The sequence below is a fragment of the Microcoleus sp. MON1_C1 genome (assembly GCF_036701945.1).
In the GTDB taxonomy this organism is placed as follows: domain Bacteria; phylum Cyanobacteriota; class Cyanobacteriia; order Cyanobacteriales; family Microcoleaceae; genus Microcoleus.
This window is the reverse complement of record NZ_JAUBRO010000037.1, coordinates 1-23167: the sequence shown is the minus strand read 5'-3', so window position 1 is coordinate 23167 and position 23167 is coordinate 1. Positions and strand designations below refer to the sequence as shown.

Sequence of the window (23167 nt, the reverse complement as noted above, 5' to 3'; positions counted from 1 at the left end):
TACTAATAGTCTGACACGAGTAAAACTTAGATCGATAGTGCCGAAAAATCAAGGGATTCGGTGGTTTGGAAAAAAGCTAAAAGCCGAGCGACTATGCGAGCGACACCACCCTTAACATTCGACTCAACATTCAAAGGCATCACCGGATCGTGGAGTGATAATCGTAACAGAAACCAGCCGGATTCGCTAGCTGACGTGCAGGAAATTCGCAAACCTTCGTAGTTATTGGGAACTATTTTCCAGTCGGCTTGCGTTGAGACAAATTCTTGCAGTTGTTCAATAACGAGATCGCCGTGAGCCTTGAAATCATCTACACCAAGTTTAATCCGAAATTCTGCACTTTCTTCGGGTTCTTTTAAAGTCGCAATTAAATCGGGCAAAGATTGATTTGCTAACTTGGATTTAGCCAATTCAATCAATAATTTGCTGACCAAATAAGCGCCATCATCCAGAAAGTAATTTTCTTTCAAAGCTCCATGTCCAGAGGTTTCAATCGCCAGCCATGATTCCTGTCCCGCTTCATTGAGGCGTATCGACTCGTCAATCACATTTTTGTAGCCACGTTTAAAGCGATGGTGAATCCCTTTTAGATCCTGTTCGATGAATTGTGTCAAGCCATCGGAGGTGATAGAATCGGTAACAATGGTAGAGCCTGGGTGTTCTTTTAATACGATCGCAGAAATCAAGGCAATTAAGCGATTGCGATTGAGTTCCTTGCCAACTTGATCGACAGCCGCGCTGCGATCGACATCGGTATCAAAAATAATCCCAAAATCTGCTTGATGTTCAATTACCGCTTGACAAATTGACTGCATTGCCTGTTTATCTTCGGGATTTGGCACATGATTGGGGAAAGTACCGTCGGGTTCTAAAAACTGACTGCCCGTAGTGTCTGCACCTAAAGGTTTTAAGACTTTATCAACATAAAAACCGCCAGCACCATTGCCCGCATCTACAACTACTTTTAATCCTGTTAGTGGTTCATCAAAATTATCGGGATGATTGACTGATTCCCTAATCTTTGTGACAAATTGGTTAGCATAAACAGAGATAAAATCATGCTTTATAATCTTACCGGGCGATGAGGCTGGCTCAAAGTAATTGCTTTGGGCTAGTGTTAAGATATCTGTAATATCCTGCTTTTGTAACCCACCTTTGGCAGTGAAAAACTTTAAGCCGTTGCGATTAAATGGCAAATGGCTAGCAGTGAGCATAATCGCACCGTCGCAATCAAAACCAGGGGTAATGGTACTCATAAACATGGCGGGGGTTGAGGCCATTTCAAAGTCGTATACGGTTGCACCAACTGAGGCGATTCCCTCCATGACTGCTTGCATTAGGCTTGGCCCTGATAGGCGACTGTCACGCCCGATCGCGATCGTTAATTCTGCCGCTGGCTTATTGACTTTTTGCACCAGCCAACTGACAAAGGATTTACCTAAGATTGTCGCAATTTCGGGCGTTAGGTTGACTGTTTCATTGGGAACGCCTTCGAGGGCGATACCGCGAATGTCTGATCCATTTTGAAGTTTTGTCCAGTTGAAGATTTGCATAATAATTGATGGTAAGTAAAAAGATCGGAGCCGGCGGTTGAAACCGATCGTACAAACTTTCGTCGGTGGCTAGACGGTTCGAGTCCCATTAGCCCAACGTCTTTCGCGGACTAAGAAATAAACAGGGGAGAAATTTTAGATTTGGTATTATTAGTCATTAGGGTGACAGAGTGTTTCAATTCAATCAGCTAATCGGCATTTAAGTTGTATTTAAAGAAACAATCCCAGTCTTGTGCGTGGGATTTCAGCAACGCCCAAAATATCCAATCGAAATGTTGAACCGCTTACTGGGAATTTTGACCCCATCACCGCTAAGATTAAGTTCTAATTACTTAGTCGCGTTCAACGCTGTAAATTGCCTGCAAGCGGAACTCACCATGAGCGGGAACTTCCACAATATCTGTAGCTGCATTGGTCGTTTCTACGCAGAGTAAACGCTGATAATCTGCATCATCAAGGTCGGCCATATTTGCAGAAATTGTCACCCAGGGATTCCACACTACGACGGATTTACTACCAGATGATTTAATGCGAATCCGACGATTGAGGGCGCTATCGTCAATGACTAATTCGTTAGTGACATCGAGATAAATGCGATCGACTTCACCTGTTACTACCACTGCACCCACTTGAGTTTTTTCGACACCACCATCCGCTTTATCAAGATACTGGCTATTTTCTAAACCTAAAACCTGCACGCGGTTGATATCGCCGACTTGGAAATAGGTGTGCAAAGCTTGGGTGAGGGGAAATGCTTTGTCGCCTAAATTGCGGGTGATTAATTCTACAGTGAGGCTGGTGCCGATCGTAATTGCGATCGCCAGTTCAAAGGCTTGCGGCCAAATTGCTCTAGTTTCATCGGTATCCTTGAGTCCTAGAGTGACTTTGGTTGCGCCGTCTGGGGTTGTGGCGGTTTCTAGCACATTCCAGAGGCGATTCCGCACAAACCCATGACTCGGACGCCCCAAGGCTTCGGGATCTGGGCCAAACCAGGGCCAACAGATGGGTATACCGCCTTTGATGGCTTTCCCTTCGGCGTAGTAGGCTTTTTCGCTGACGAACATCAAGTCTGTGGTTTCGGTGGCGGGTTGAAAGGAGAGCACTTGACCGGAATACACAGAAATTAAGGCTTTGGCTTGGCCGTTGTCGATGTGAATCATCGGGAAACCACCGTTTCCGGTGGCGAAGGTGAGGTGGCCGGCGATGCCGTAGTCCGTGTTTAATTGGTCAATACTCATGCTTTTGGCTTGGTGAATTGCTTTACAATTATCCGATATTATGGTTGCTAGATTGATTAGATTGTTGGGTTGGAGGGGGGAAGGTGCGATCGACACAACCATGCCCTCCGACAAACAGATTGGAAGTGCCAACCGATGGCGAGGGGATGTGCGATCGAACGCACCGACGCACCTTGCTGAGTTATTCGTAAGCAAGCCGATCGCGTTTAGCAGCGAGCTCGTTGAGGATGGGATGCCCCGATCGCCAGCTTCCCGCCAAACTATGAATCAGCAGCAACGGCTTACCTGTGCAACCTCGAATCTAGTGCATTTCACCAGCCATTCGGTCTCCCGTTGAGCCATTGGGTTAAATTCAGTTGAGTCGATCGACTCTGATGCGCCCCACTTTACAACTCCTGACGAGTCGGACGGATGATCATTTCGTTGACATCCACATCACCGGGCTGCTCGATGGCATAGGCAATCGCCCGGGCGATCGCATCGGCATCAATGGCGACTGAATACAACTTATCCACCCCTGATGCCGTATCACCATGAGTGATGGTACTGGTCAACTCAGTCGCAACTGCACCGGGTGAAATGTTGGTAGAACGAATTTCACCGTTTGACTCCAGCCGCAGCCCTTCGGAAATCGCTCGCACTGCATACTTGGTAGCACAGTAAACTGCCCCCGCCGGAAATACTTTATGTCCTGCAACAGACGACAAGTTGATTACGTGCCCAGACTTCTGTTGGCGCATAGTCGGCAGCACTGCTGCGATGCCGTAAAGTACGCCTTTAATGTTGACATCAATCATTTGATCCCACTCATCCACCTTAATCTGGTCAAGGGGAGACAATGGCATTAAACCGGCATTGTTGACCAGCACATCAATGCGTCCATAGGTTTCCAGCGTTGCGTCAGCCAATGCTTGCACCTGCGCGCGATCGGCAACATCGGTGACTCGATAGGCAACTGTGCCACCTGTTTTTTCGATTGCAGCCACCAAGTCCTTGAGTCTATCTTCGCGGCGGGCAGCAAGCATGAGTTTGGCTCCGCTGGCAGCTAGACGATGAGCGGTGGCTTCACCTAAACCGCTACTTGCTCCTGTAATGATGACAACCTTGTTTTGAATCTCAGACATATTCACTCCTGTTAGTTGATTAAATCGACTCGCGTCACGGCGATGAGAACGTGCCTTGTACTTGAAGGGATCGCAGAATCAAACAAGCCTTTATTGAGCCACTGGTTTACATAAACACTAAAAAAGGGATTCCTAGTGGAGTTGTGTAAAATCGATCGCAAATCCGCTTAATTACCAAGCGCGAGCGTATTGAACTGGAGCAGGCACGGATTGACGTAGTTGCTTCGCAGCCTGCATCGGCCAATAAGGATCGCGCAGCATTTCTCTGGCAAGTAATACCATATCTGCTTGACCTGTACGGATGATGTGGTCGGCCTGCGCGGGTGCAGTAATCATACCAACGGCTCCGGTGGCGATGTTGGCGGAGCGTCGAATGCGATCGGCAAAGGTAGTTTGATAACCTGCACCCGTCGGAATTTTTTCACCCGGTACAATTGCGCCTGAGGAACAATCGATTAAATCAACGCCCAGTGACTTTAATTTATAGCTGAGTACAATACTTTGTTCAATGTCCCAACCATTTGGAAGCCAATCGGTTGCAGAGATGCGAACCCAAAGCGGTGTTCGATCGGGCAAAACATTTCGCACCGCTTCTACGACTTCACATAAAAACCGGATGCGATTCTCAAAACTGCCACCATAGTCATCTGTCCGTTGATTGCTCAAGGGAGACATAAATTCATGCAGTAGGTAGCCGTGAGCCGCATGAATCTCTATTAGGTCAAATCCGGCTTCGAGGGCGCGTTGGGCTGCGCTGACAAAGAGTGTGGTCTGCTTCTGAATGTCTTCGATACTCAGAGCGATCGGGGCGGGGGTACCGGGTTCAAATGGAATGGCGCTAGGGGCGATCGAAGTCCATCCTCCTTGAGATTCCGAAAGCACATCGCCGCCATCCCACGGAGCTGCTGTACTGGCTTTTCGACCTGCATGAGCAAGTTGAATCCCCGCAACCGCACCGTTGCGGTGAATTAACTCGACGATTCGCGCCAACATTTCAATGTGAGCATCTTGCCAGATTCCCAAATCTTGCGGCGTAATTCGTCCTTCAGGCTCGACTGCCGCTGCTTCAGTCATCACCAGCCCTGCCCCTCCTACGGCTCGACTGACGAGATGAACCAAATGCCAATCATTCGCGAATCCATCAACGCTTGAATATTGACACATGGGAGAAACTGCAATGCGATTTCGGAATGTAACACCGCGTTGATCCAATGGCTCAAATAAATGCGACATGGTTGTAAACCCTTAAGTTATAAAGTGCACAGATGTCAAGCACAGACTTTTTTCACACTGGGAAGTTGAGTGACCTCATTCCACCAAGTCCGCAGCTTTGAAGTTCGCGCGATAGTTGATCGTTGCTTCGTACTCTGGGGTCTGCGATAGGTAGCTGAAGACCGGAATTAGGTAGAAATCGGCAATGCTCAGTTCGTGACCGAGCAAATACGGGTGTCCTGCAGTTAGGGACTCGATCGCCTCTAGCGCTGTTTTTACAGGTGCGACGGCAGCTTTGTCCCACCTGCATCCCGAATGGACAAGTCATTTTGAGGTATCAAGAGCAACGACCAAATTACTTGTCTAAAACCTAAATCTTTATTGTTAGCAAAACCGGGGATTGCTAGAAAAAGAGACAAAAGTGCCTGAGTAATTATCCAGTATATCGGGTAAATCCGCAACCAGGGCTTGAATAAATAAAAACGATTTTAACTAATCCTTTTTACCGAGCGCAGATTTGTGAACCTACACCGTGATAAAACCGCTCAATACAAAAAAGTAATCAACACCACTTTATTCGATCTGAAATGGATTAAAAAAAGTAACTTGATTTAATCTCACCGCGCTCATCTCGTTGAGGTGAAACATTACCCTCAATCAAGGCGCAATGCCTCGCTCTACTTGCAAGAGGTTAAGCTTTTTTTGAGGAGTGAAACTCTTTGGTCTCAGAAAATACCTGCTTCTATAGTTGCAGTTGCCCTGGCTCCCCAACTACAGTCAACCCCCTAAACATAATCAACACATTAGACACTATAATATAACTTTATACTTTTTTCATAAAGTTGTGCAAGAAGACTTCCGACTGATCGTTGACTTAGTTCTAGTTCTCGCTGCTGCCGCAGCAGGAGGACTCTTTGCATCCCTGTTGCGACAGCCGGTAATTCTCGGCTACCTGCTGGGAGGGATCGTAGTTGGGCCGGCCGGTTTGGGGCTGATTAAAGAATTAATTCAGGTAGACACCCTGGCTGAATTTGGGGTTGCCTTTCTGTTATTTGCCTTGGGAGTGGAATTTTCCTTCGCCGAACTCCAAAAAGTTAAAACCATTAGTTTGGGCGGGGGGGGCTTGCAAATTGTGCTGACGATCGCCATTACTACTGCAATTTCCTTGGCTGTAGGCTGGGTAGAATCCCCTGCTCAAGGCGTGTTTTTAGGATCGATCCTGTCGCTTTCTTCGACCGCAGTCGTCCTGAAATGCTTGATGGAGCGCAATGAAGGCGGTACTTCCCACGGTCAAGTCATGCTGGGAATATTAGTAGTTCAAGATTTGGCTTTGGGGCTAATGCTAGCGGTTTTGCCGGCACTCAACCAGCCCGCAGAAGCGATCGGCATGACGGTAGCGTGGGCCCTAGTGCGGATCGGGTTATTTGCTGTCGGTGCTGTAGTCGCCGGCATTTGGATGGTACCGCAGTTGCTGCGATACCTCGCGAAAACAGAAAGTCGAGAACTGTTTTTGCTGGGAGTTGTGGTTTTGGCTTTAGGGATTGCGCTGCTTACAGAATATTTGGGTTTTTCGATCGAGATGGGCGCATTTGTGGCGGGTTTAATGATTTCGGAGGTGGAATATGCCGACCAAACTCTAACTTATGTCGAGCCTTTGCGAGATATTTTTGCATCCTTATTTTTTGTCACCATCGGGATGTTAATTGACCCGGTGTTTCTGTGGAACCATCTAGAAGTAATTCTGGGACTGGTATTTATAGTATTTGTCGGCAAATTCTTGATTATAACGCCGATCGTCCGATTATTTGGCTATCCGCTAAAAACAGCATTGATCGCAGGTTTGGGCTTAGCTCAAATAGGAGAATTCTCCTTTGTACTCGCTAGTTCCGGCCAAGTTATGGGGCTGGTTTCGCGGGACGTTTACCTGTTAATTTTAGGAACGACAGCCGTCACCCTCGTGCTAACCCCGTTTGTGTTGAGAAGCGTGCCGCAGTTATTGAAATGGGCGGAAAATTTCGGGCCTTTGCAGCGCTATTTTGACGAAACATCTCAACCTGTGGAAATAGCTGAAACTTTGCCGGAACACAATTATGTTGTGGTTTGCGGCTACGGGCGAGTCGGCAGAATTTTAGTCAAAATGCTGCAAAGTCGCAACTGTTCAGTTGTGGTGATCGACGAGTCAGAAAGTAGAATTCAAGAGTGCAGAGTCCAAGGAATTCCTTACATTTACGGGAATGCTGCCAGCTTGCACGTATTGGAAGCCGCCCGGGTGGAACGGGCAAAAGCAATGGCGATCGCCCTTCCCGATCCCATGAGCACTCGCTTGTGTCTGAAGCGGGCTTTAGAATTAGTCCCGGATTTGGATATTGTGGTGCGGGCCAACCAAGATAAAGACATCGAACTGCTTTACCAACTGGGGGCCTGGGAAGTGGTGCAGCCGGAGTTTGAGGCGAGTTTAGAACTGTCTGCCCACTTGTTGGCTAGTATTGGGATCTCGGCAATGGCGATCGGGCGGGAAGTGCAGCAAATTCGCAGCAGCCGCTATCTGGAATTGCGGCCACCGCGCGAACCTTTGGCGATTTCGCGGGATTTGAAAGTGGCGGTTCGAGATATGAACAGCGAGTGGTACAGCTTGCCGTCGGGTTCTCCCATCGCCAGCATGACTCTGGAAGAAACTAACTTGCGACAGTTGACAGGGGTCAGCGTGATGGCGATCGTCCGCGAGAATGGCGAGGAAATTGATTATCCTAACGGCAAGACAGCTTTGCACTCGGGCGATCGACTTTTTGTAGTGGGAGAACCGGAAGAACTCATCAGTTTTGAGTTACTGGCGAAGGGGGAAGTTGCAGTACCGCAGGGCGACAGTTCTTGCCAGTGGCTGAGACTGCCAGCAAAGAGCCCTTGGGCGGGCAAAAAACTGTCAGAGGTAGAATTGCTGACCCAGTACGGGGTGCAGGTGCGGGCGATCCGCCGGGAAGGGAAATTTACTCGCTGGCCCGACGGAACTACGAATTTGCAAGAAGGCGATCGTTTGCTGCTGTGCGGCGGCTTCTACGAGCTCGGCTTGATGCAGCGGACGGCCTCACCGCCGGTGCCGCAACCTGCTTTAAAGCTGCCTTTGGTCAAGGTTCAAGTCAGCGAAAAGCTGTTTAGCGATTAGGGAAGGAAGAAGGAAGAAGGAAGAAGGAAGAAGGAAGAGGGAAGAGGGAAGAAGGAAGAGGGAAGAGGGAAGAGGGAAGAGGGAAGAGGGAAGAGGGAAGAGGGAAGAAGGAAGATTTGTTCCACTGTCTCCCTCTCCCAATCTCTCCGTCTCCATTCTCCCACTGTCCCCCTCTCCCACTCTCCCCGTCTCCTCAGCCGTTGGGTTTGAGATAAGCAATTGCTGGCCGCGAGATCAGAATTTGTGTTTCTGAGGCATCGAGGAGGCAAATGCAGCTATGATCCTGCCAAAAAATTCTGCCCTCTAGCAAGTCGCCGGTAACGAGTTTGAGCTGCACCTGTTCTTTGTCTTTGATGTAGCTTTGTATTAAGCGAACGCTGGGCAATCCGGTTTCAAATTCAGACATAGTTCAGAAAAATATAGTCAAATATTACCTTAAACCATATTCTTCTGTTTATACCGTTTAACCCTTACTGCCGCAATTACAAGCGCCTCTCCCCAATGAGAGAGAAACCCCTTGGTGGCTAATTTTCGACCGATATTCATTGAGCCATTGACATCAGCATTAATTAGATATCTCTGTGGAGTTATAAATATTATATTTGTTTATATTTGACTAGAAAGGACTATAAATTGCATAAAGTTTTATAATACTGGGAAATGGGTAATTTGGTCATCAAATTATCTAATCAGTTTTAACCAAAAGAGGTTTGTTTTTATGCCGATCGAGTTTGCGAAGTATCACGGACTGGGAAATGATTTTATTCTGATTGACAACCGCCACTCGTCAGAACCGGTGATCACGCCAGAACAAGCTGTGGATTTGTGCGATCGACATTTCGGGATTGGCGCAGACGGTGTGATATTTGCTCTTCCGGGTCAAAACGACACTGACTATACGATGCGGATTTTTAACTCCGACGGTTCGGAACCGGAAATGTGCGGCAACGGGATTCGCTGTTTGGCTAAGTTTATCGCCGATTTGGAATCGAAAGAAATTCACCCCCCCCAACCCCCCCTTGCTAAGGGGGGGAGTGAATCGGAAGAAATTGACCCCTCCCTTGCTAAGGGGGGGAGTGAATCTAAGACTGAGTACCGGATTCACACCGGTGCGGGCGTTATTATCACCGAATTGCGATCGGACGGTCAGGTGAAGGTGGATATGGGGGTTCCCCGGCTGCTGGCGGCGGAAATTCCGACAACTTTGGCCGCACCGGATGCCAAAGTTATAGATGTGCCGATCGAAGTTGCCGATAAATCTTGGTCTGTTACCTGTGTCAGCATGGGTAATCCTCACTGCATTACGTTTGTAGAGGATGTTACGGCTGTTGCTTTAGAAACTGTCGGGCCTCAATTCGAGCACTACCAAGCCTTCCCGCAGCGTACCAATACGGAATTTATTCAAGTGGTACGTTCGGACTATGTAAAAATGCGGGTGTGGGAAAGAGGCGCGGGTGTTACTCTAGCTTGTGGGACTGGTGCTTGTGCTGCTGTGGTAGCTGGGGTGTTGGTAGGGAAGTGCGATCGGGCAACTGCAGTTGAGCTCCCTGGCGGCGTTTTGGAAATCGAATGGGCAGAAGTTTCTGGGCGGATTTACATGACCGGGCCAGCACAGCGAGTATTTACTGGTTGTATTAGTGATTAGTAATTAGTCATCAGTCATCAGTCATCAGTCAGAAGGTTTTTTTGGTGGAATTCACAAACAATAAAAATTATTGAACTCAAAATTTTTATTGAATTCTGACCAATGCCTTGGGCCTTCACAAGTTATTGGCTGCGGACTGAAGACTGAAGACTAATAACTAAGCCTGAAATCTAAAATCTAAAATCTAAAATCTAAAATCTAAAATCTAAAATTAAGTAGGTGGGCTTGCATGGCTGGAGGTATTTATCTGATTCAGGATGACGATAGGCTGGTAGAAATGATGGAACAGCCCTATGACTCGGAAGACCAGTTACAAGACTTGCTACTAACTTATCCCAATTTGATCGCGGGAGACCAAATCGATCGGGCGACGGCGCGCAGGTGGCTGTTAATTTCGCGGGAACCTGCACCCAGCGATGAGGAAACAGCGGTGCAGTGGTCGCTGGATCATTTGTTTCTCGACCAAAATGCAGTTCCTACTTTGGTGGATGTCCGGCGAACTCCTAATGCGGAACTGCGGCAAAAAGTTTTGGGTCAGTCGATGGACTATGCTGCTAATGCGTTGTTTTACTGGCCCATCGATTCAATTATTGCTCTGTTTGAAGCTAATTGTCGCGATCGGGGTCGCGATCCCGAACAGATTTTTGAAGAGTTTCTCGGTGCAGATGCTAATGAAGATTTATTTTGGCAGAAGGTTAAAACTAATTTGCAAGCGGGTAAAGTTCGCTTAGTGTTTGTAGCTGACGAGATTTCTGCTGAAATGCGCCGAGTGGTGGAATTTCTCAACGAACAAATGGACCCGGTTGAAGTTTTGGCCTTGGAAATTAAGCAGTATGTAAGTGAAGACGGTTTAAAAACGCTGGTTCCCAGAGTGATCGGTCAGACAGCCGAAGCACAGCAGAAAAAATCCAGCGCAACGCGCGAAAGAAGGCGTTGGGATGAATCTTCATTTTTTGCGGAAATAAAAGCTAGACGAGGCGCGGACGAGGCGCAAATGGCAAAAGCAATTTACTTGTGGGCGAAAAGTCAAGAACCCGAAGTTCAGATCCAGTGGGGAACGGGGGACGCCTACGGCGGTTTCGCCGCTCAATTGCCTCAAAAGGGCAGAAAACCCTATCAGTTATTCACTGTAGATATTGCTGGCAGAATGGAAATTTCTGCTGATAATTATGGTTCCCAGCCGCCTTTTAATGCGGAACCACATTGGCTGGAATTGAGAAGTAAGCTGAGTTCGATCGGTCTGTCGCTACCTACAGAACCTGGGGAGAGAAGGTCGCCGAGTCTGGCTTTGTTTACTTTGCAAGACGAATCTGCCCTCAAGCAAGTTATGGAAACTTTTGATTGGGTGATTGAGCAAATTAAAAGGTTATAGTTATCAGTCATTTCTAGGGTGATATTTGGCGCAACTTACCCCTATTTTTAGGGTGCGCCGAATATCACTGAAGAACGATCGGGAAGCCCCTGGTTTTAGCACTTTACCCTTATTAGCTGATTTCATTTGTCCTCAATCTTGATTAAATAGTTATTAGTTGTTAGCTGTTAACTACTAACTAATCACCAATGACTAATGACTAATAATCATGACTATTGATAGCGAATGTTTGCTTGTTTCAAACGCCGCAATGCTTCTCCCAGCCGATCGCAATCTGCAATCAAACTAATTCTCACATATCCTTCGCCGCCGGGCCCAAAAGCATTACCAGGAGTCACCACAACACCGGTTTGCTGCAAAACATTCAGGGCAAAATCAGTCGAACTCATGCCCGGAGTGCAGGGAACCCAAAGATACATTGCAGCCAGAGGTTTAGGAATATTCCACCCTAATTCTGCCAATCCTTCCACCATGAAATCCCGGCGAGTCCTGTAACGATTCTGCACTTCGTGCAAGTAACTGTCCGGCAATTGCAGTGCTGTTTCTGCTGCTGTTTGCAAAGCGGAAAATATACCGTAATCTAGGTTAGTTTTTAATGTCCGCAAACCTTGGATAATTTTGCTATTTCCTACTACAAAACCGACGCGCCAGCCGGCCATATTGTAGGTTTTGGACATGGTGTGAAATTCGACGCCGATTTCTTTACCGCCGGGAATTTCTAATAAACTTGTCGGTTGATAGCCGTCAAAGGCTAATTCCGCATAACACAAATCGTGAACCAGCAAGATTTGATGTTTGTGTGCGAAAGCCACAATATCTTTGTAAAATTCGCGGGGTGCAGTTGCTCCTGTCGGATTACTGGGATAATTGAAATAGAGTATTTTGGCTTGTTCGGCTACGCTGTCGGGAATGTCGGCTAAGTCAATTACCCAGTCATTTTCCGGTTTGAGGATGATGTTGTGAACTTTTGCACCAGCGATAATCGGGCCGCGAAATAATACCGGATAAGCGGGACTTGGTACTAATATTACGTCCCCTGGATTGATATAGGCGATCGCAAAATGTGCTAAACCTTCTTTAGAACCCAACAAAGGCAATGCTTCGCTTTCTGGATCGAGTTCAACGTTGTAGCGGCGGCTGTACCATTTAGTAATAGTACGGCGGAAACTGGCAGTTCCTTCAAAGGGTGGATAGCCGTGATTGGCAGAATTTTGGATGGCTGCGACGGCGGCTTCTACTACTGGTTGAGGAGTGGCACCGTCGGGGTTTCCCATTCCTAAGTCTATTAAATCGAGTCCTTGTTCGCGGGCGCGGGCTTTGAGTTCGTCGAGACGGGCAAATACGTAGGGCGGTAGTTTTTGCAACCTGTCAGCAGGGCTAATCCAATCCAAGGTCATTTATTTTTTGTCAGTTGTCAGTTTTCCTGGTTTGTAGTAAGGACTTTCGTCCTTGCTAGCACAGCCTTTTCAGGACTTTAGTCCTTACTACAAACTGTTTTAATTCTTAATCTTTAATTCTCCCACAGGTGCGGTAGTAGAAACCATCGCTGCCATTAATTGTTGGGGAACAACTTTAAAAGGCAGTCGGTGAATGTCGGAATTGGGATTGCAGGCTATGTCGGCGGCGCGCTGCAATTCTGCTATGGTAATGTCTCCGAGTCCGAGGTTGTCTAAAGTTTGGGGCAATCCAATCTCGGCATAGAATTTTAGCAGTTGCTGTCTGGCGCTAGCGGCAAGTTGATTGTTTTGCAGCATTTCTTCTAGTCGCAGTTGTACTAAAATGCCGTAGGCAACTTTTTCGCCGTGCAATGTGCCGTGACTTGCTAATAGATGAGTTAGACCGTTGTGGACAGCGTGGGCTGCGACGGTGCGACATTGGGCGCCGCCAATTCCGCCGATTACTCCTGCTAGCAATACGGCGGCATCTGTGACTTCTTGCCAGGTTTCGCTACCGGGTTCTTTGAGGGCGGCGGCTGATTTTTGGAATAAAATATCGCGCAGTATTCTAGCTTGTTGAACGGCCGAAATAATCAGGGTTTGTTCCGAGTGTCCGCTGCTGACTGATGCTTCGTACCATTTGGCGATCGCATCTCCAATTCCTGCTACTAATGTCCGCTGCGGTGCGGTTTGAATTAAGCCGTAGTCGAGTATTAATAAGTCGGGACATCTGGCTAATGTGACATCGTATTGGAATGCACCTTGTTCTGAATAAATGTTAGAAAGGGCTGTCCAAGCGGCACAGGTGGCGGCTGATGTGGGTATTGTGACGATCGGGATTTTGCACTGATGGGCGACGAGTTTGGCTGCGTCTAAGGCTTTGCCGCCGCCGACACCGATGATGAAGTCGGCTTGATGGGTTTGGGCTGCTGCGCGGAGGGTTTCGAGGCTGGTTTCGCTGCAATCCTTGCCGTAGGCTGTTTGGGCGGATTGTAACTGCTGCTGTTCGAGGATTGGTTGCAGGTAGGGTTGGGCGGCGGCGAGGGAGTTGCTGCCGCCGACGATTAGCGGCCGCTTTCCGAAACGGGCGATCGCATCTCCGGCTTGTGCGATCGCCGAGCGACCTCGCAATACACAGGCGGGAGCAATTGTCAAGGAATAAATTGCTGGTGCGGTGGCGGTCTTAGTGCTTTGGGTTTGAGTCATCGAACCACTGGATAAGTGACGAGAAGGTTGACGCTTTGCAGGATTGCTGGATTTTCTAGGATAACTCTAATCTATGCGAACATGGTAAGTTTTATAAACTTTTTATTAAGTATTGTTGGGCTGTTGGGGGATGGGAGGGCCCAGTTGAGGGGCGATCGCTATGATAAATTTAGGAATATAAGCAATTTCAAGGATAGGGCAATGCTGACTAAACAAGATTGGGACTGGTTAGCAGTGTGTTCTCATTATCAAACGGCTGTCACAGTCCAGACACTTCTCAAAGAAGGAAAATGTATGGAAGCAACGGCAGGTTTAGAATCTTTAATAGAAGCAATAGGGAGAACCGAAAAACGAGCATTAAAAAGCCAGTTAATTCGTTTAATGCTTCATATTATTAAATGGAAATCTCAACCTGAAAAAAGAACTGCTAGCTGGGCTATTAGTATTCGTTCGGCGCGGCGAGAAATTGAAGAAAGTCAAGAAGAAATGCCGAGTTTAAATCGTGATTTTATTGAGTCTATCTGGGAGAAATGTTTTCAAGTTGCGGTGAAAGATGCCGAGGATGAAATGGGTAAAAAATGTCAATTAACCTCACTTGCTTGGTCTGAAGTTTTTGAGGATGAATATAGTTTTGAGAGTTTTTGAATTCTATCATCCTCCCAGTCTTCGCCATCGAGTACAGAAAACTCGGTTAATTCAGAATATGTCAAAAAATCTTCGGCTGTAGAAGGTATAAATGCTGCTAGTATTTTATGGCGTTCTGCTATTGGCAGGCTAGCAATTTCTCGCGTGTGATAGCTTGAGAGTAGGTGCGGTTGTTGACGAACTGTTAGACTCAGAACTTTCGCTGGATAACTGCTGTTTCTGTTCCGTTTTTTGCACCAGGAATTGTGCAAAGTCGAGCAATTCTTGTTGTTTCTCCCTTGGCAACTGTCGCAGATTCTCTAAGACTGCTTGCTCAAAATTAATGGTTTCTGACATTTCAATTACTTTCCCTAAGTGTTTATCAGTTTATTCCTCACGCAGTCAATTTTTGTAGTTCCATGTTTGCAAATCGCGCCATAATTTTTATCTTTCCCTCTTACTTCACCCATCACACCGCCAAATCTTTATCCTCCCATCATTACTGCCACTAACCAGAGTGTTTCCATCCGGGCTAAAACAGACCGAATTAACATTATATGAATGCCCTGTGAGAGTGAAAATTGTGTGTCCATTTTTTAGATCCCATAGTTTGATTGTACTGTCTCCACTACCACTAACAAGAATTTGTCCATCCGGGCTAATGGCGACAGAATTAACATAGTCTGAATGTCCTCTGAGAGTGCGAATTTCCTGGCCTGTTTTCAGATTCCAAAGCTTGACAGTATGGTCATAACTGCCACTAGCAAGAGTTTGCCCATCCGGGCTGATTCTAACAGAAGAAACCGACTTTGAATGCCCTCTAAGACCGCAAATTGTGTGTCCATTTTTTATATTCCACAGTTGAATAGTTTTGTCATAACGGCCACTAGCAAGAGTTTGTCCATCCGGGCTGATGGCGACAGAATAAACCGAGGATGAATGGCTAGGCAGAGTGCAAATTTCCTGCCAGTTTTTCACATTCCACAGTTTGATACTATTGTCTTGACTGCCACTAGCAAGAGTTTCTCCGTCGGGACTAAAAGTAAGAGACCGAATTAAACTTGAGTGACCCTTGAGAGTGCTAATTTCTTGTCCAGTTTCTAGATTCCACAGCTCAATTGTTCTGTCATAACTTCCACTAGCTAAAATTTTTCCATTAGGGTTAATAGCAACGCAATTAACCGCACCTGAATGCCCTGAAAAAGTACGAATCAGCTCTCCTGTATGGAGATTCCAAACTTGGCTGCAATTTCCATTGCTGTTACTAGCAAAAGTCTTGCCATCTGGACTAATAACTACGCAATCAACAGATGCCATAGCTACGTGATTAAGAGTTTGGACACATTTGAAGGAGTGAGCTTTTATAATGATTTTTTCTTCTATTTGTTGTCTGCGTTGTGCTTCAGCTTTGGCTGCTTCTAGTATTTGTTGTTTACGTTGTGCTTCAGCTTTGGCAGATGCTTGAGATAGACGTTCCGCTTCTACTTGCTCAATCAGCTTTTTCAACTCCTGTTCATACTCTTCTCGCTGTCGTCGCTGAATATCCTGAAGAATATCAAAATAAGGTTTCACCCATTCTTCTGCCAACCCATCTTGAGCCAATTCATCCTTTAAATTAAATAACAAAGGTTCATAGCCAGGGTCAATATTGAGATAATACAAATCTGCTAAAAATCCCGCCAGCAATTTGTGAATCGCTACAATCAATTGCCGAATCATGCGGAGGGCTTTTTTCTCACTTACCCCAGATGCTAAAAGTGCATCTTTTGCCTCTTCCCAGTCAAAAACTTTGGTAGAAAACAGGGAGACTTCCTGATTATTCAGGAATCCCCAAAAGCCGACGCGAAAAGTTACCGCACAATCACTGATATCGCTATATAAAATTGTAGTCGGAACCGGAGATAAAATTCGCTGCAAGCGTTCCACATCAATATCACCAATCGACTCAGTGAAATAGTCGCTATAAAACTTAACTGGGCGTAAGACATCCTGTTGAGGATAATGCTGTCTGAGAAAATCTCCCACACTTCTCATCTCTATTGGCAAATCTTCACAGAAGGTTTCCGGGCATCGCTTGCTAATTTTTGGCGGTGACAGTAAGATTAAGAGGCGGTGTTGCTGCTGAAGTAAAATCTGCTTAGTTTCCTCTCGATTCAACTTAGAAAACCAAGTATCTTTATCCCAAATTGTTTGAATTTCAGCCAGCTTGACCTGAATATCCTTTGCTTGCAATTCCCGCATCAAATCCCGTTGCAAAGCTGCCAGCTTCAGTCTGTCTTGCTGTTCCTGTTCCTGCAACTCAAGGCGGCGTGCTGTTTGTACTACTGTTAGCTTTAACAATTCCCGATCTCTGGTATCTTTCGCCTTCGCGTATTCCAGCATTTCTTGAGAATAACGCTGTTTTGCTCGCTCTATCTCAGTCGAATCAGATGAGTTATTGGGAGCGGGAATCAGAATATCTCGGTACTTTTGAGAGTTATTGCCGAAGGCTTCTCCTAGTTTGTAGCCGATATTTTCGGCGATGGGTGAGAGCACTGCCGAGATGTAGGGAGCGATAGCGGCGAAGATTGTTGGAAGCATAAATGTGGGTGAGGATGCGGTTATTAATAGTGTAGCAGGATGTTAGGAGGTATAATTCGGATGGTTGCCAGATATTCTGCACTTGTTGATTTTTAGATTTAATTTCATCATTGATACTCCTGGACGCAGAAACCAGGTTTTTTACGGACATACTGCATAACAATATTTTTAGAATTTATCATGTATTGTACCGCAGAGGTGGTACAATTATCAGTTAGCTGGCTTCGCTTTGGGCTGAAACAATGCTTCTAAATTATCTGTCAGTATTTAACATTAAGCTATTCACCTCTAATTGCTGTAGTTCATTCTATGAGAAAACCACAAACTGTTAAAGCTTTGGAAGAGCTAGGACGGGTTCAACTCTCTAAGAGTTTTTTCATGCGTGAGTTTCTTTATTCAGAAATCTCTCAAATTGAAGGTATCCCTAACATTCCTAGCGATCCTGAATTGGCGATCGAAGCAGGAAAGAATTTGTGTGAGAGGGTGCTTGAACCAATTCAAGATGCGCTTGGTCGGATTAGTATCCGCTCAGCCTATCGTTCTTGTGCGGTGAACGCCAAAGGAGCAGAGAATAAAAATCAGTACAACTGTGCCAGTAATGAGTCCAACTATGCACAACATATCTGGGACGTAAAAGATTCAGATGGGTATATGGGAGCAACAGTATGTATTATTGTTACATCATTCATCCCTTACTATGAACGCACTCAAGATTGGACAGCATTGGCATGGTGGATACATGACCACATTGATGCTTATGCAGAAATGACCTTTTTCCCAAACTATGCAGCGTTCAACATTAGGTGGAGCGAGAATCATAAGGTTTCAAAAAAAATTTCTAGCTACGTAAGAAACCCGCACACTGGTAAGAATAGCGGGTATCTGACAAAGGAGGGGATGGATAATTTCTTAGGTTTGCATGAGCAGTTTTACCAAGAATTTATCGATCGCTGACTAAACATCTTTTTGAACTTCTATGCGATAGTTGTAGCCCTGTTCGGTGAGGAAGAGTTGGCGGTGGCGGGCAAAATCTTCCTCGCAAGTTTGTAGCGAGACTAATGTATAAAAACTCGCAGTATGTCCGTCAGATTTCGGGCGTAGAATTCGTCCGAGGCGCTGCGCTTCTTCTTGGCGAGAACCATACTTTCCTGATACCTGAAGCAACACATCGGCATCGGGTAAATCGACGGCAAAATTGCCCGCGCGAGACAGAACGTAGAATGCGTCGCTACCAACAATCTCCAAGCAGCTTCAATATCTCGTGGCGACGCACCATACAATTAGTCGATCGAAACTGATAGAGTGTAACTGGCTCCTCCTCGTTCTGTACCGACGACTATCTGATATTTACCCGTCTGCGGCAATTCTCCAGACCAGCTTTTTTCTCCTTCAGCTACGGCGTTTGTATTCGGATCGACAACCTTAAAAGCAGCATTTCCCTCAACTGATTGGATCTCAACATTCATGGTTTGACCTTGTTTGGCGTTAATCAGATAAATCATGACTTCGCCGCGCGCTACTCCTCCTTTTACTTCCGCTGAACTAGCACCGCGCTTAAACTGAATCTCCTGCTGGCGCTGACTCATTAAAATCGCCGGTTTTTCCGGGATGGCTGCTGTGGGAACAATACTGGATATAGCCTTTACTGAAGCCGGAAAAATTGCAGAGGCGCTTAAGCCGATTATCAAAATATTTAGCGGGTGTTTGAAAGTTTTTGCTGGTTTGTTCATGGGAGTTTAACACTCTTGTGAAATGGATTTACTTGTATGATTATAGCTGACTCGCCTTGTCTGTATGCGATCGCCATTACCGATAGACTAATTTTAGCTTTTGCAAACTGTCAATCGATTTTAGATTTGAAATTTTAGATGGAAGCCTAAGATGTGGGATAATTTTGTACGATCGGGACTTACGCATTACTGTAAAGTTGCCTGGGGGCGCAGAAAAGTAAGATCGCCCGTCAGCCGTGTTACCAAAAAAAATGCCAGTCCACGACACACAAAAACCTTCAGAAACCGGGTTTCTTGACAAAAAACTACGCTTTCAAACAGATTCCCCGACAAGAAACCCGGTTTCGGACCAACTGTGCGTAAGTTCTGTTGCACAATTCCTAATTATCACAAGCCAGACGATATGACTCAAAAGCCAATCGCAACCTATCGCACAGAAAGCGACTCGATGGGAGACAAACAAATCCCATCTAATGTCTACTACGGCATCCAAACCCTGCGCGCAGTTGAAAATTTCCCGATTAGCGGCATTAAGCCTTTATCAACATACGTTGATGCTTGTGTTTTAATAAAAAAAGCAACGGCGATCGCCAATGGCGAACTCCGCTGCATTCCCGAAGACATCAGTCAAGCAATTGTCCAAGCAGCAGATGAAATCCTAGCTGGCCAATTGCGCGATCAATTTGTAGTTGATGTCTACCAAGCCGGCGCCGGAACTTCTCACCACATGAACGTTAATGAAGTTCTTTCCAATCGCGCTTTGGAAATTATGGGCGATGAAAAAGGCAACTACAAGCGCGTCAGTCCTAACGATCATGTAAACTACGGTCAATCGACAAATGATGTGATTCCGACGGCGATTCGGATCGGCGGATTGTTGGCGTTAGAAAAAACTCTGTTTCCGGCTTTGTCGGATGCCGTAGTCGCCCTCGAAAACAAAGCAGAAGAATTCAAAGATATTGTTAAATCCGGCCGCACTCATATGCAAGATGCTGTGCCGGTTCGACTCGGCGACACCTTCGGCGCTTGGGCGCAAATTCTCAGAGAACATACCTTGAGAATTGACAGGGCATCCGATGATTTGACATCACTGGGATTGGGGGGAAGTGCGGCAGGAACCGGGTTAAATACTCACCCTGAATACTGTCAAAAAGTTGCTGAAATTCTCTCAGAATTAATCGACCACCCCCTGAAACCAGCAAAGCATTTAATGGCTGCTATGCAGAGTATGGCACCGTTTGTAAATGTGTCCGGTGCACTGCGAAATCTCGCTCAGGATTGCGTTAAAATGTCCCACGACTTGCGTTTGATGGACTCCGGACCGAAAACAGGTTTGAAAGAAATTCAACTGCCTCCTGTGCAACCTGGTTCGTCAATTATGCCGGGAAAATACAACCCTGTGATGGCAGAAATGACATCGATGGTTTGTTTTCAAGTTATGGGTTACGATAGCGCGATCGCCCTGGCAGCCCAAGCGGGACAATTAGAATTGAACGTGATGATGCCCCTGATTGCCTACAATCTCATTCACAGCATCGAAATTTTGGGCAATACCATCAGCGCTTTGACTACGCAATGCCTCGAAAAAATTGAAGCTAAGGGCGATCGGTGTCTCGCTTACGCAGAAGGCAGTCTCGCCCTCGTTACCGCCCTCAACACTCACATCGGCTATCTCAACGCCGCCGCCGTCGCCAAAGAATCGCTAGAAACGGGCAAATCTTTGCGGCAAATTGTGCTAGAACGGGGTTTAATGAGTGAAGAAGACTTGGCAAAAGTTCTAGATTTAGAGAAAATGAGTGCGATGCCGGCATCTTCTGCTAACGTTTAGGATCTCGCAGGTATCAGCTAGAAACTAGAAGGCTGAACTCGATTTTATTCTGCCTTCTGCCTTCGGATTTCTGCCTAATCCCTGTCACAGGTTAAAGTTAAACAATTCAGAATTCAATTTTGTTAGATTTAATTCTGAATTTTTTTTATAGTTTAAAGTTTGGGAGCAACATTTATGCGCGCAGGTTCTTTTGGGAAATTAACTCAAGATAAAGAGAACACAACTCAAGTGACATTTCATTATGTGGAAGGTCACGCAGAAACCTTTACTCTTCCGATGCCTGCACAAGAATTCCAAGAGGAAGTGCTGAATTTGTTAAATCAACCTTGGTTGACTTTTCATTTAGCAGATCAAACGGTTTTTATCTGTACTGCCCGGGTAGTAAAAGTAGAAGTAAAACCTGCTATTCCGGCACTTCAAGGTCAAGGAGTATTCTCTAATTCGCTGCGAGTTAGTACCATGCAGCGGGCAGCAGTTGGCAGATTGCCGATGGATACTTAAACCGAGTGGCTAGTTAGAGGTAATGGGTAATGGGTAAGGACAATCGCTGACAATTTATAGCGAGGAAAAATTACCAATTACCAATTACTAATTACCAATTACCGATTACCAATTACCAATTACCCATTATGTCGGCTGTTAGTTTAATTCGTGCCAATTCATACGATCGCCAAATCTTGCAAGCATCTTTAGAAAGTTTGCTGGCACCCTGGGGCGGAATCTCGGCTTTTGTCAAATCGGGCGATCGGGTTTTACTCAAACCCAATCTCCTGACAGGTTCTCGCCCTACAAAAGAATGCGTCACCCGCCCGGAATTGGTTTACTGCGTCGCTAAAATGGTGATTGAAGCGGGAGGAAAACCGTTTTTAGGCGATAGTCCAGCTTTTGGTAGCGCCATGGGTGTAGCCAAAGCCAACGGTTATTTGCCGCTGTTGGAAGAACTGAATTTGCCAGTAGTTGAGTTTCAAGGAAAACGCTACAAAACAGTCAGCGAAGATTTCAATCATCTGCGAATCTGCAAAGAAGCAATGGAAGCGGATGTAGTGATTAATTTGCCCAAACTCAAATCTCACGTTCAATTAACGGTGACCATGGGCGTGAAAAATTTGTTCGGCTGCGTCCCCGGCAAAATGAAGGCTTGGTGGCACATGGAAGCTGGCAAAGATAGCGCCAGATTCGGTGAAATGCTTGTAGAAACTGCCCGGGCAATTAACCCAAATTTGACGATTTTGGATGGCATTATCGGTCACGAAGGTAACGGGCCAAGCGGCGGCGAACCTAAGTTTTTGGGAATTTTGGCCGCGTCTGATGATGTGTTTGCTTTAGACAGAACTTTAGTGGAAATTATTAATGCTGATCCGGCGGCGGTTCCGACTGTAGCTGCGGCGATGAGATTGGGACTTTGCTCGAATTTAGAGGCGATTGATTTTCCGCTTTTGCAGCCTGAACATCTCAAGGTTTTGGATTGGAAGTTGCCGGAAAACATGATGCCGATCGACTTTGGTATGCCCCGCGTGGTGAAGTCGGCTTTCAAGCACCTTTATATCCGGTTTATTAAAGAAAAGTTCAGCATCAAGGCTTCGCATTAGCGAAGAGAGAAGGGGTAAAATTTCTTTTTTCTATTCCTTCTCTTTTGCCTTGTTAATTGTAAATAAATATAATTTCTATGTTACAAAATATGTATTTATATAAAACTTTAATAAATTTGTTATAACTCTCTGGTTTAAGTAGGTACGCCGGATTAAACCGCATAATGTAACACTATGTAAACAGCTTTAAGTCAGCCAGTAGAGATCACTTGGAGACTTGGCCCTCGTTTAAATAGGAGCGTTTTTTCGCGCCGACTTACTTAAAGCATTGGTCTCGCCGTATTAGGAACTCGCGCTCATTCTTGCTAGCTAGAAGCAGTTAAAGGATATTACTTAAGTAGAAATACTTATAACAGCCCTTGTTTTAACCAAACTAACCCTAAAATTGCGCTCTTCTTTATAATTGACAACTCAATTATAAAGATTGAGTAAAGCTCGGAAAAGGTTATTGACACTTATACGTAGATCCCAGATGATTGCGAGAGATCAAACAGACCTCACCTTAAATAATAAAGGTCTAATGCAGTTGCTGCCTCCATCTTAAGTATTAGATATCTCCGAAACAGAGTCTGAAATGCTTCTCGTATCAGGCGGCGAAATTTAAGTTCGGTAGATGTCTGTTATATAGATCGATCAACAGCCCTTGCCAAATACAGCAAAGATTCACTACCGCATCAACAGTAAAAGCTGAAAATCAGGGAGTACCTAACCTATGCTTACTAAGAGGATGTTTTAAAAGTCAAAGCGAGTCAAAAATTATGCAAGCCGCCTGACCATGATTCGGATCATGGCGATATATAGCAATTCCATTTGAGATGTAAATATGGATTTCTCTGGTAAAATAGGAAAGTTTGATAATAAATGAAAGGG

Annotated in this window: 21 protein-coding genes; 9 read left to right on the top strand and 12 right to left on the bottom strand. The window is 45.8% G+C overall.

Annotated elements, in window-relative coordinates:
* Nucleotides 1-26 precede the first annotated feature (26 nt).
* Both QUA62_RS20250 and QUA62_RS20245 read right to left on the bottom strand, forming a co-directional pair.
* Nucleotides 27-1553 carry a phosphomannomutase/phosphoglucomutase gene (locus QUA62_RS20250; RefSeq protein WP_333406251.1) on the bottom strand — a complete coding sequence of 509 codons (1527 nt, stop codon included), beginning with the start codon at nucleotides 1551-1553 and terminating at the stop codon, nucleotides 27-29.
* A 332-nt stretch (nucleotides 1554-1885) separates the two neighbouring features.
* Nucleotides 1886-2791 carry a D-hexose-6-phosphate mutarotase gene (locus QUA62_RS20245; RefSeq protein ID WP_333406250.1) on the bottom strand — a complete coding sequence of 302 codons (906 nt, stop codon included), beginning with the start codon at nucleotides 2789-2791 and terminating at the stop codon, nucleotides 1886-1888.
* 40 nt (nucleotides 2792-2831) lie between these two features.
* Here QUA62_RS20245 and QUA62_RS20240 point away from each other — a divergent pair, with 40 nt between their 5' ends.
* Nucleotides 2832-3128 carry a hypothetical protein gene (locus tag QUA62_RS20240; RefSeq protein ID WP_333406249.1) on the top strand — a complete coding sequence of 99 codons (297 nt, stop codon included), beginning with the start codon at nucleotides 2832-2834 and terminating at the stop codon, nucleotides 3126-3128.
* A 49-nt stretch (nucleotides 3129-3177) separates the two neighbouring features.
* Here the strand turns inward: QUA62_RS20240 and QUA62_RS20235 are convergent, their stop codons facing one another.
* From QUA62_RS20235 to QUA62_RS29460, 3 genes are all read right to left on the bottom strand, one after another.
* Entirely contained in the window at nucleotides 3178-3915 is a 738-nt protein-coding gene (locus QUA62_RS20235) for an SDR family oxidoreductase (RefSeq protein WP_333406248.1), read from the bottom strand.
* 171 nt (nucleotides 3916-4086) lie between these two features.
* On the bottom strand, nucleotides 4087-5148 hold the full coding sequence (locus QUA62_RS20230) for an NADH:flavin oxidoreductase/NADH oxidase (protein WP_333406247.1): 1062 nt from the start codon (nucleotides 5146-5148) through the stop codon (nucleotides 4087-4089).
* Between the two features lie 75 nt (nucleotides 5149-5223).
* A complete protein-coding gene (locus QUA62_RS29460; protein ID WP_445301693.1) occupies nucleotides 5224-5385 on the bottom strand; it encodes a glutathione S-transferase family protein in 162 nt (53 codons plus the stop codon).
* A gap of 586 nt (nucleotides 5386-5971) precedes the next feature.
* Here QUA62_RS29460 and QUA62_RS20225 point away from each other — a divergent pair.
* The gene (locus tag QUA62_RS20225) at nucleotides 5972-8287 is read left to right on the top strand and encodes a cation:proton antiporter domain-containing protein (protein WP_333406246.1); all 2316 of its coding nucleotides are present in this window, start codon (nucleotides 5972-5974) and stop codon (nucleotides 8285-8287) included.
* A gap of 193 nt (nucleotides 8288-8480) precedes the next feature.
* On the opposite strand, the gene QUA62_RS20220 is transcribed toward QUA62_RS20225, so the two are convergent.
* Nucleotides 8481-8693, bottom strand: coding sequence for an Hfq-related RNA-binding protein (locus QUA62_RS20220; protein ID WP_333218843.1), 213 nt, complete (start codon nucleotides 8691-8693; stop codon nucleotides 8481-8483).
* 312 nt (nucleotides 8694-9005) lie between these two features.
* Between QUA62_RS20220 and dapF the strand changes: the two genes are divergently transcribed.
* On the top strand, nucleotides 9006-9932 hold the full coding sequence (dapF, locus tag QUA62_RS20215; RefSeq protein ID WP_333406245.1) for a diaminopimelate epimerase: 927 nt from the start codon (nucleotides 9006-9008) through the stop codon (nucleotides 9930-9932).
* 229 nt (nucleotides 9933-10161) lie between these two features.
* Nucleotides 10162-11304, top strand: a complete 1143-nt coding sequence (locus tag QUA62_RS20210; protein WP_333406244.1) for a hypothetical protein — start codon at nucleotides 10162-10164, stop codon at nucleotides 11302-11304.
* A 212-nt stretch (nucleotides 11305-11516) separates the two neighbouring features.
* Here the strand turns inward: QUA62_RS20210 and QUA62_RS20205 are convergent, their stop codons facing one another.
* Nucleotides 11517-12701, bottom strand: a complete 1185-nt coding sequence (locus QUA62_RS20205; RefSeq protein ID WP_333081755.1) for an aspartate aminotransferase — start codon at nucleotides 12699-12701, stop codon at nucleotides 11517-11519.
* Nucleotides 12702-12800: 99 nt separating this feature from the next.
* On the bottom strand, nucleotides 12801-13946 hold the full coding sequence (locus QUA62_RS20200) for an iron-containing alcohol dehydrogenase family protein (protein ID WP_333406243.1): 1146 nt from the start codon (nucleotides 13944-13946) through the stop codon (nucleotides 12801-12803).
* Nucleotides 13947-14147: 201 nt separating this feature from the next.
* Between QUA62_RS20200 and QUA62_RS20195 the strand changes: the two genes are divergently transcribed.
* Nucleotides 14148-14591, top strand: a complete 444-nt coding sequence (locus tag QUA62_RS20195; protein ID WP_333406242.1) for a DUF29 domain-containing protein — start codon at nucleotides 14148-14150, stop codon at nucleotides 14589-14591.
* A 129-nt stretch (nucleotides 14592-14720) separates the two neighbouring features.
* Here QUA62_RS20195 and QUA62_RS20190 read toward each other — a convergent pair whose 3' ends face one another.
* Both QUA62_RS20190 and QUA62_RS20185 read right to left on the bottom strand, forming a co-directional pair.
* Complete coding sequence (locus QUA62_RS20190) at nucleotides 14721-14927, bottom strand: DUF2281 domain-containing protein (protein WP_333406241.1); 207 nt, start codon at nucleotides 14925-14927, stop codon at nucleotides 14721-14723.
* Between the two features lie 105 nt (nucleotides 14928-15032).
* Nucleotides 15033-17150: a WD40 domain-containing protein gene (locus tag QUA62_RS20185; protein WP_333406240.1), complete on the bottom strand. Its 2118-nt coding sequence runs from the start codon at nucleotides 17148-17150 to the stop codon at nucleotides 15033-15035.
* 309 nt (nucleotides 17151-17459) lie between these two features.
* Between QUA62_RS20185 and QUA62_RS20180 the strand changes: the two genes are divergently transcribed.
* A complete protein-coding gene (locus QUA62_RS20180; protein WP_333406239.1) occupies nucleotides 17460-18104 on the top strand; it encodes a peptidase M15 in 645 nt (214 codons plus the stop codon).
* On the opposite strand, the gene QUA62_RS20175 is transcribed toward QUA62_RS20180, so the two are convergent.
* Together QUA62_RS20175 and QUA62_RS20170 are read right to left on the bottom strand one after the other, a co-directional pair.
* Nucleotides 18105-18395, bottom strand: coding sequence for a hypothetical protein (locus tag QUA62_RS20175; protein ID WP_333406238.1), 291 nt, complete (start codon nucleotides 18393-18395; stop codon nucleotides 18105-18107). It abuts the gene before it with no gap.
* 35 nt (nucleotides 18396-18430) lie between these two features.
* On the bottom strand, nucleotides 18431-18880 hold the full coding sequence (locus QUA62_RS20170; RefSeq protein WP_333406237.1) for a hypothetical protein: 450 nt from the start codon (nucleotides 18878-18880) through the stop codon (nucleotides 18431-18433).
* Nucleotides 18881-19283: 403 nt separating this feature from the next.
* Here QUA62_RS20170 and QUA62_RS20165 point away from each other — a divergent pair, with 403 nt between their 5' ends.
* The 3 genes from QUA62_RS20165 to QUA62_RS20155 all read left to right on the top strand — a co-directional run bounded on the left by QUA62_RS20165 (nucleotide 19284) and on the right by QUA62_RS20155 (nucleotide 22297).
* Nucleotides 19284-20708 (top strand): aspartate ammonia-lyase, encoded by a 1425-nt coding sequence (locus QUA62_RS20165; RefSeq protein WP_333406236.1) that lies wholly within the window; start codon nucleotides 19284-19286, stop codon nucleotides 20706-20708.
* Between the two features lie 174 nt (nucleotides 20709-20882).
* Nucleotides 20883-21209, top strand: coding sequence for a hypothetical protein (locus QUA62_RS20160; protein ID WP_333406235.1), 327 nt, complete (start codon nucleotides 20883-20885; stop codon nucleotides 21207-21209).
* Between the two features lie 128 nt (nucleotides 21210-21337).
* Entirely contained in the window at nucleotides 21338-22297 is a 960-nt protein-coding gene (locus QUA62_RS20155) for a DUF362 domain-containing protein (RefSeq protein WP_333406234.1), read from the top strand.
* Nucleotides 22298-23167: the final 870 nt, after the last annotated feature.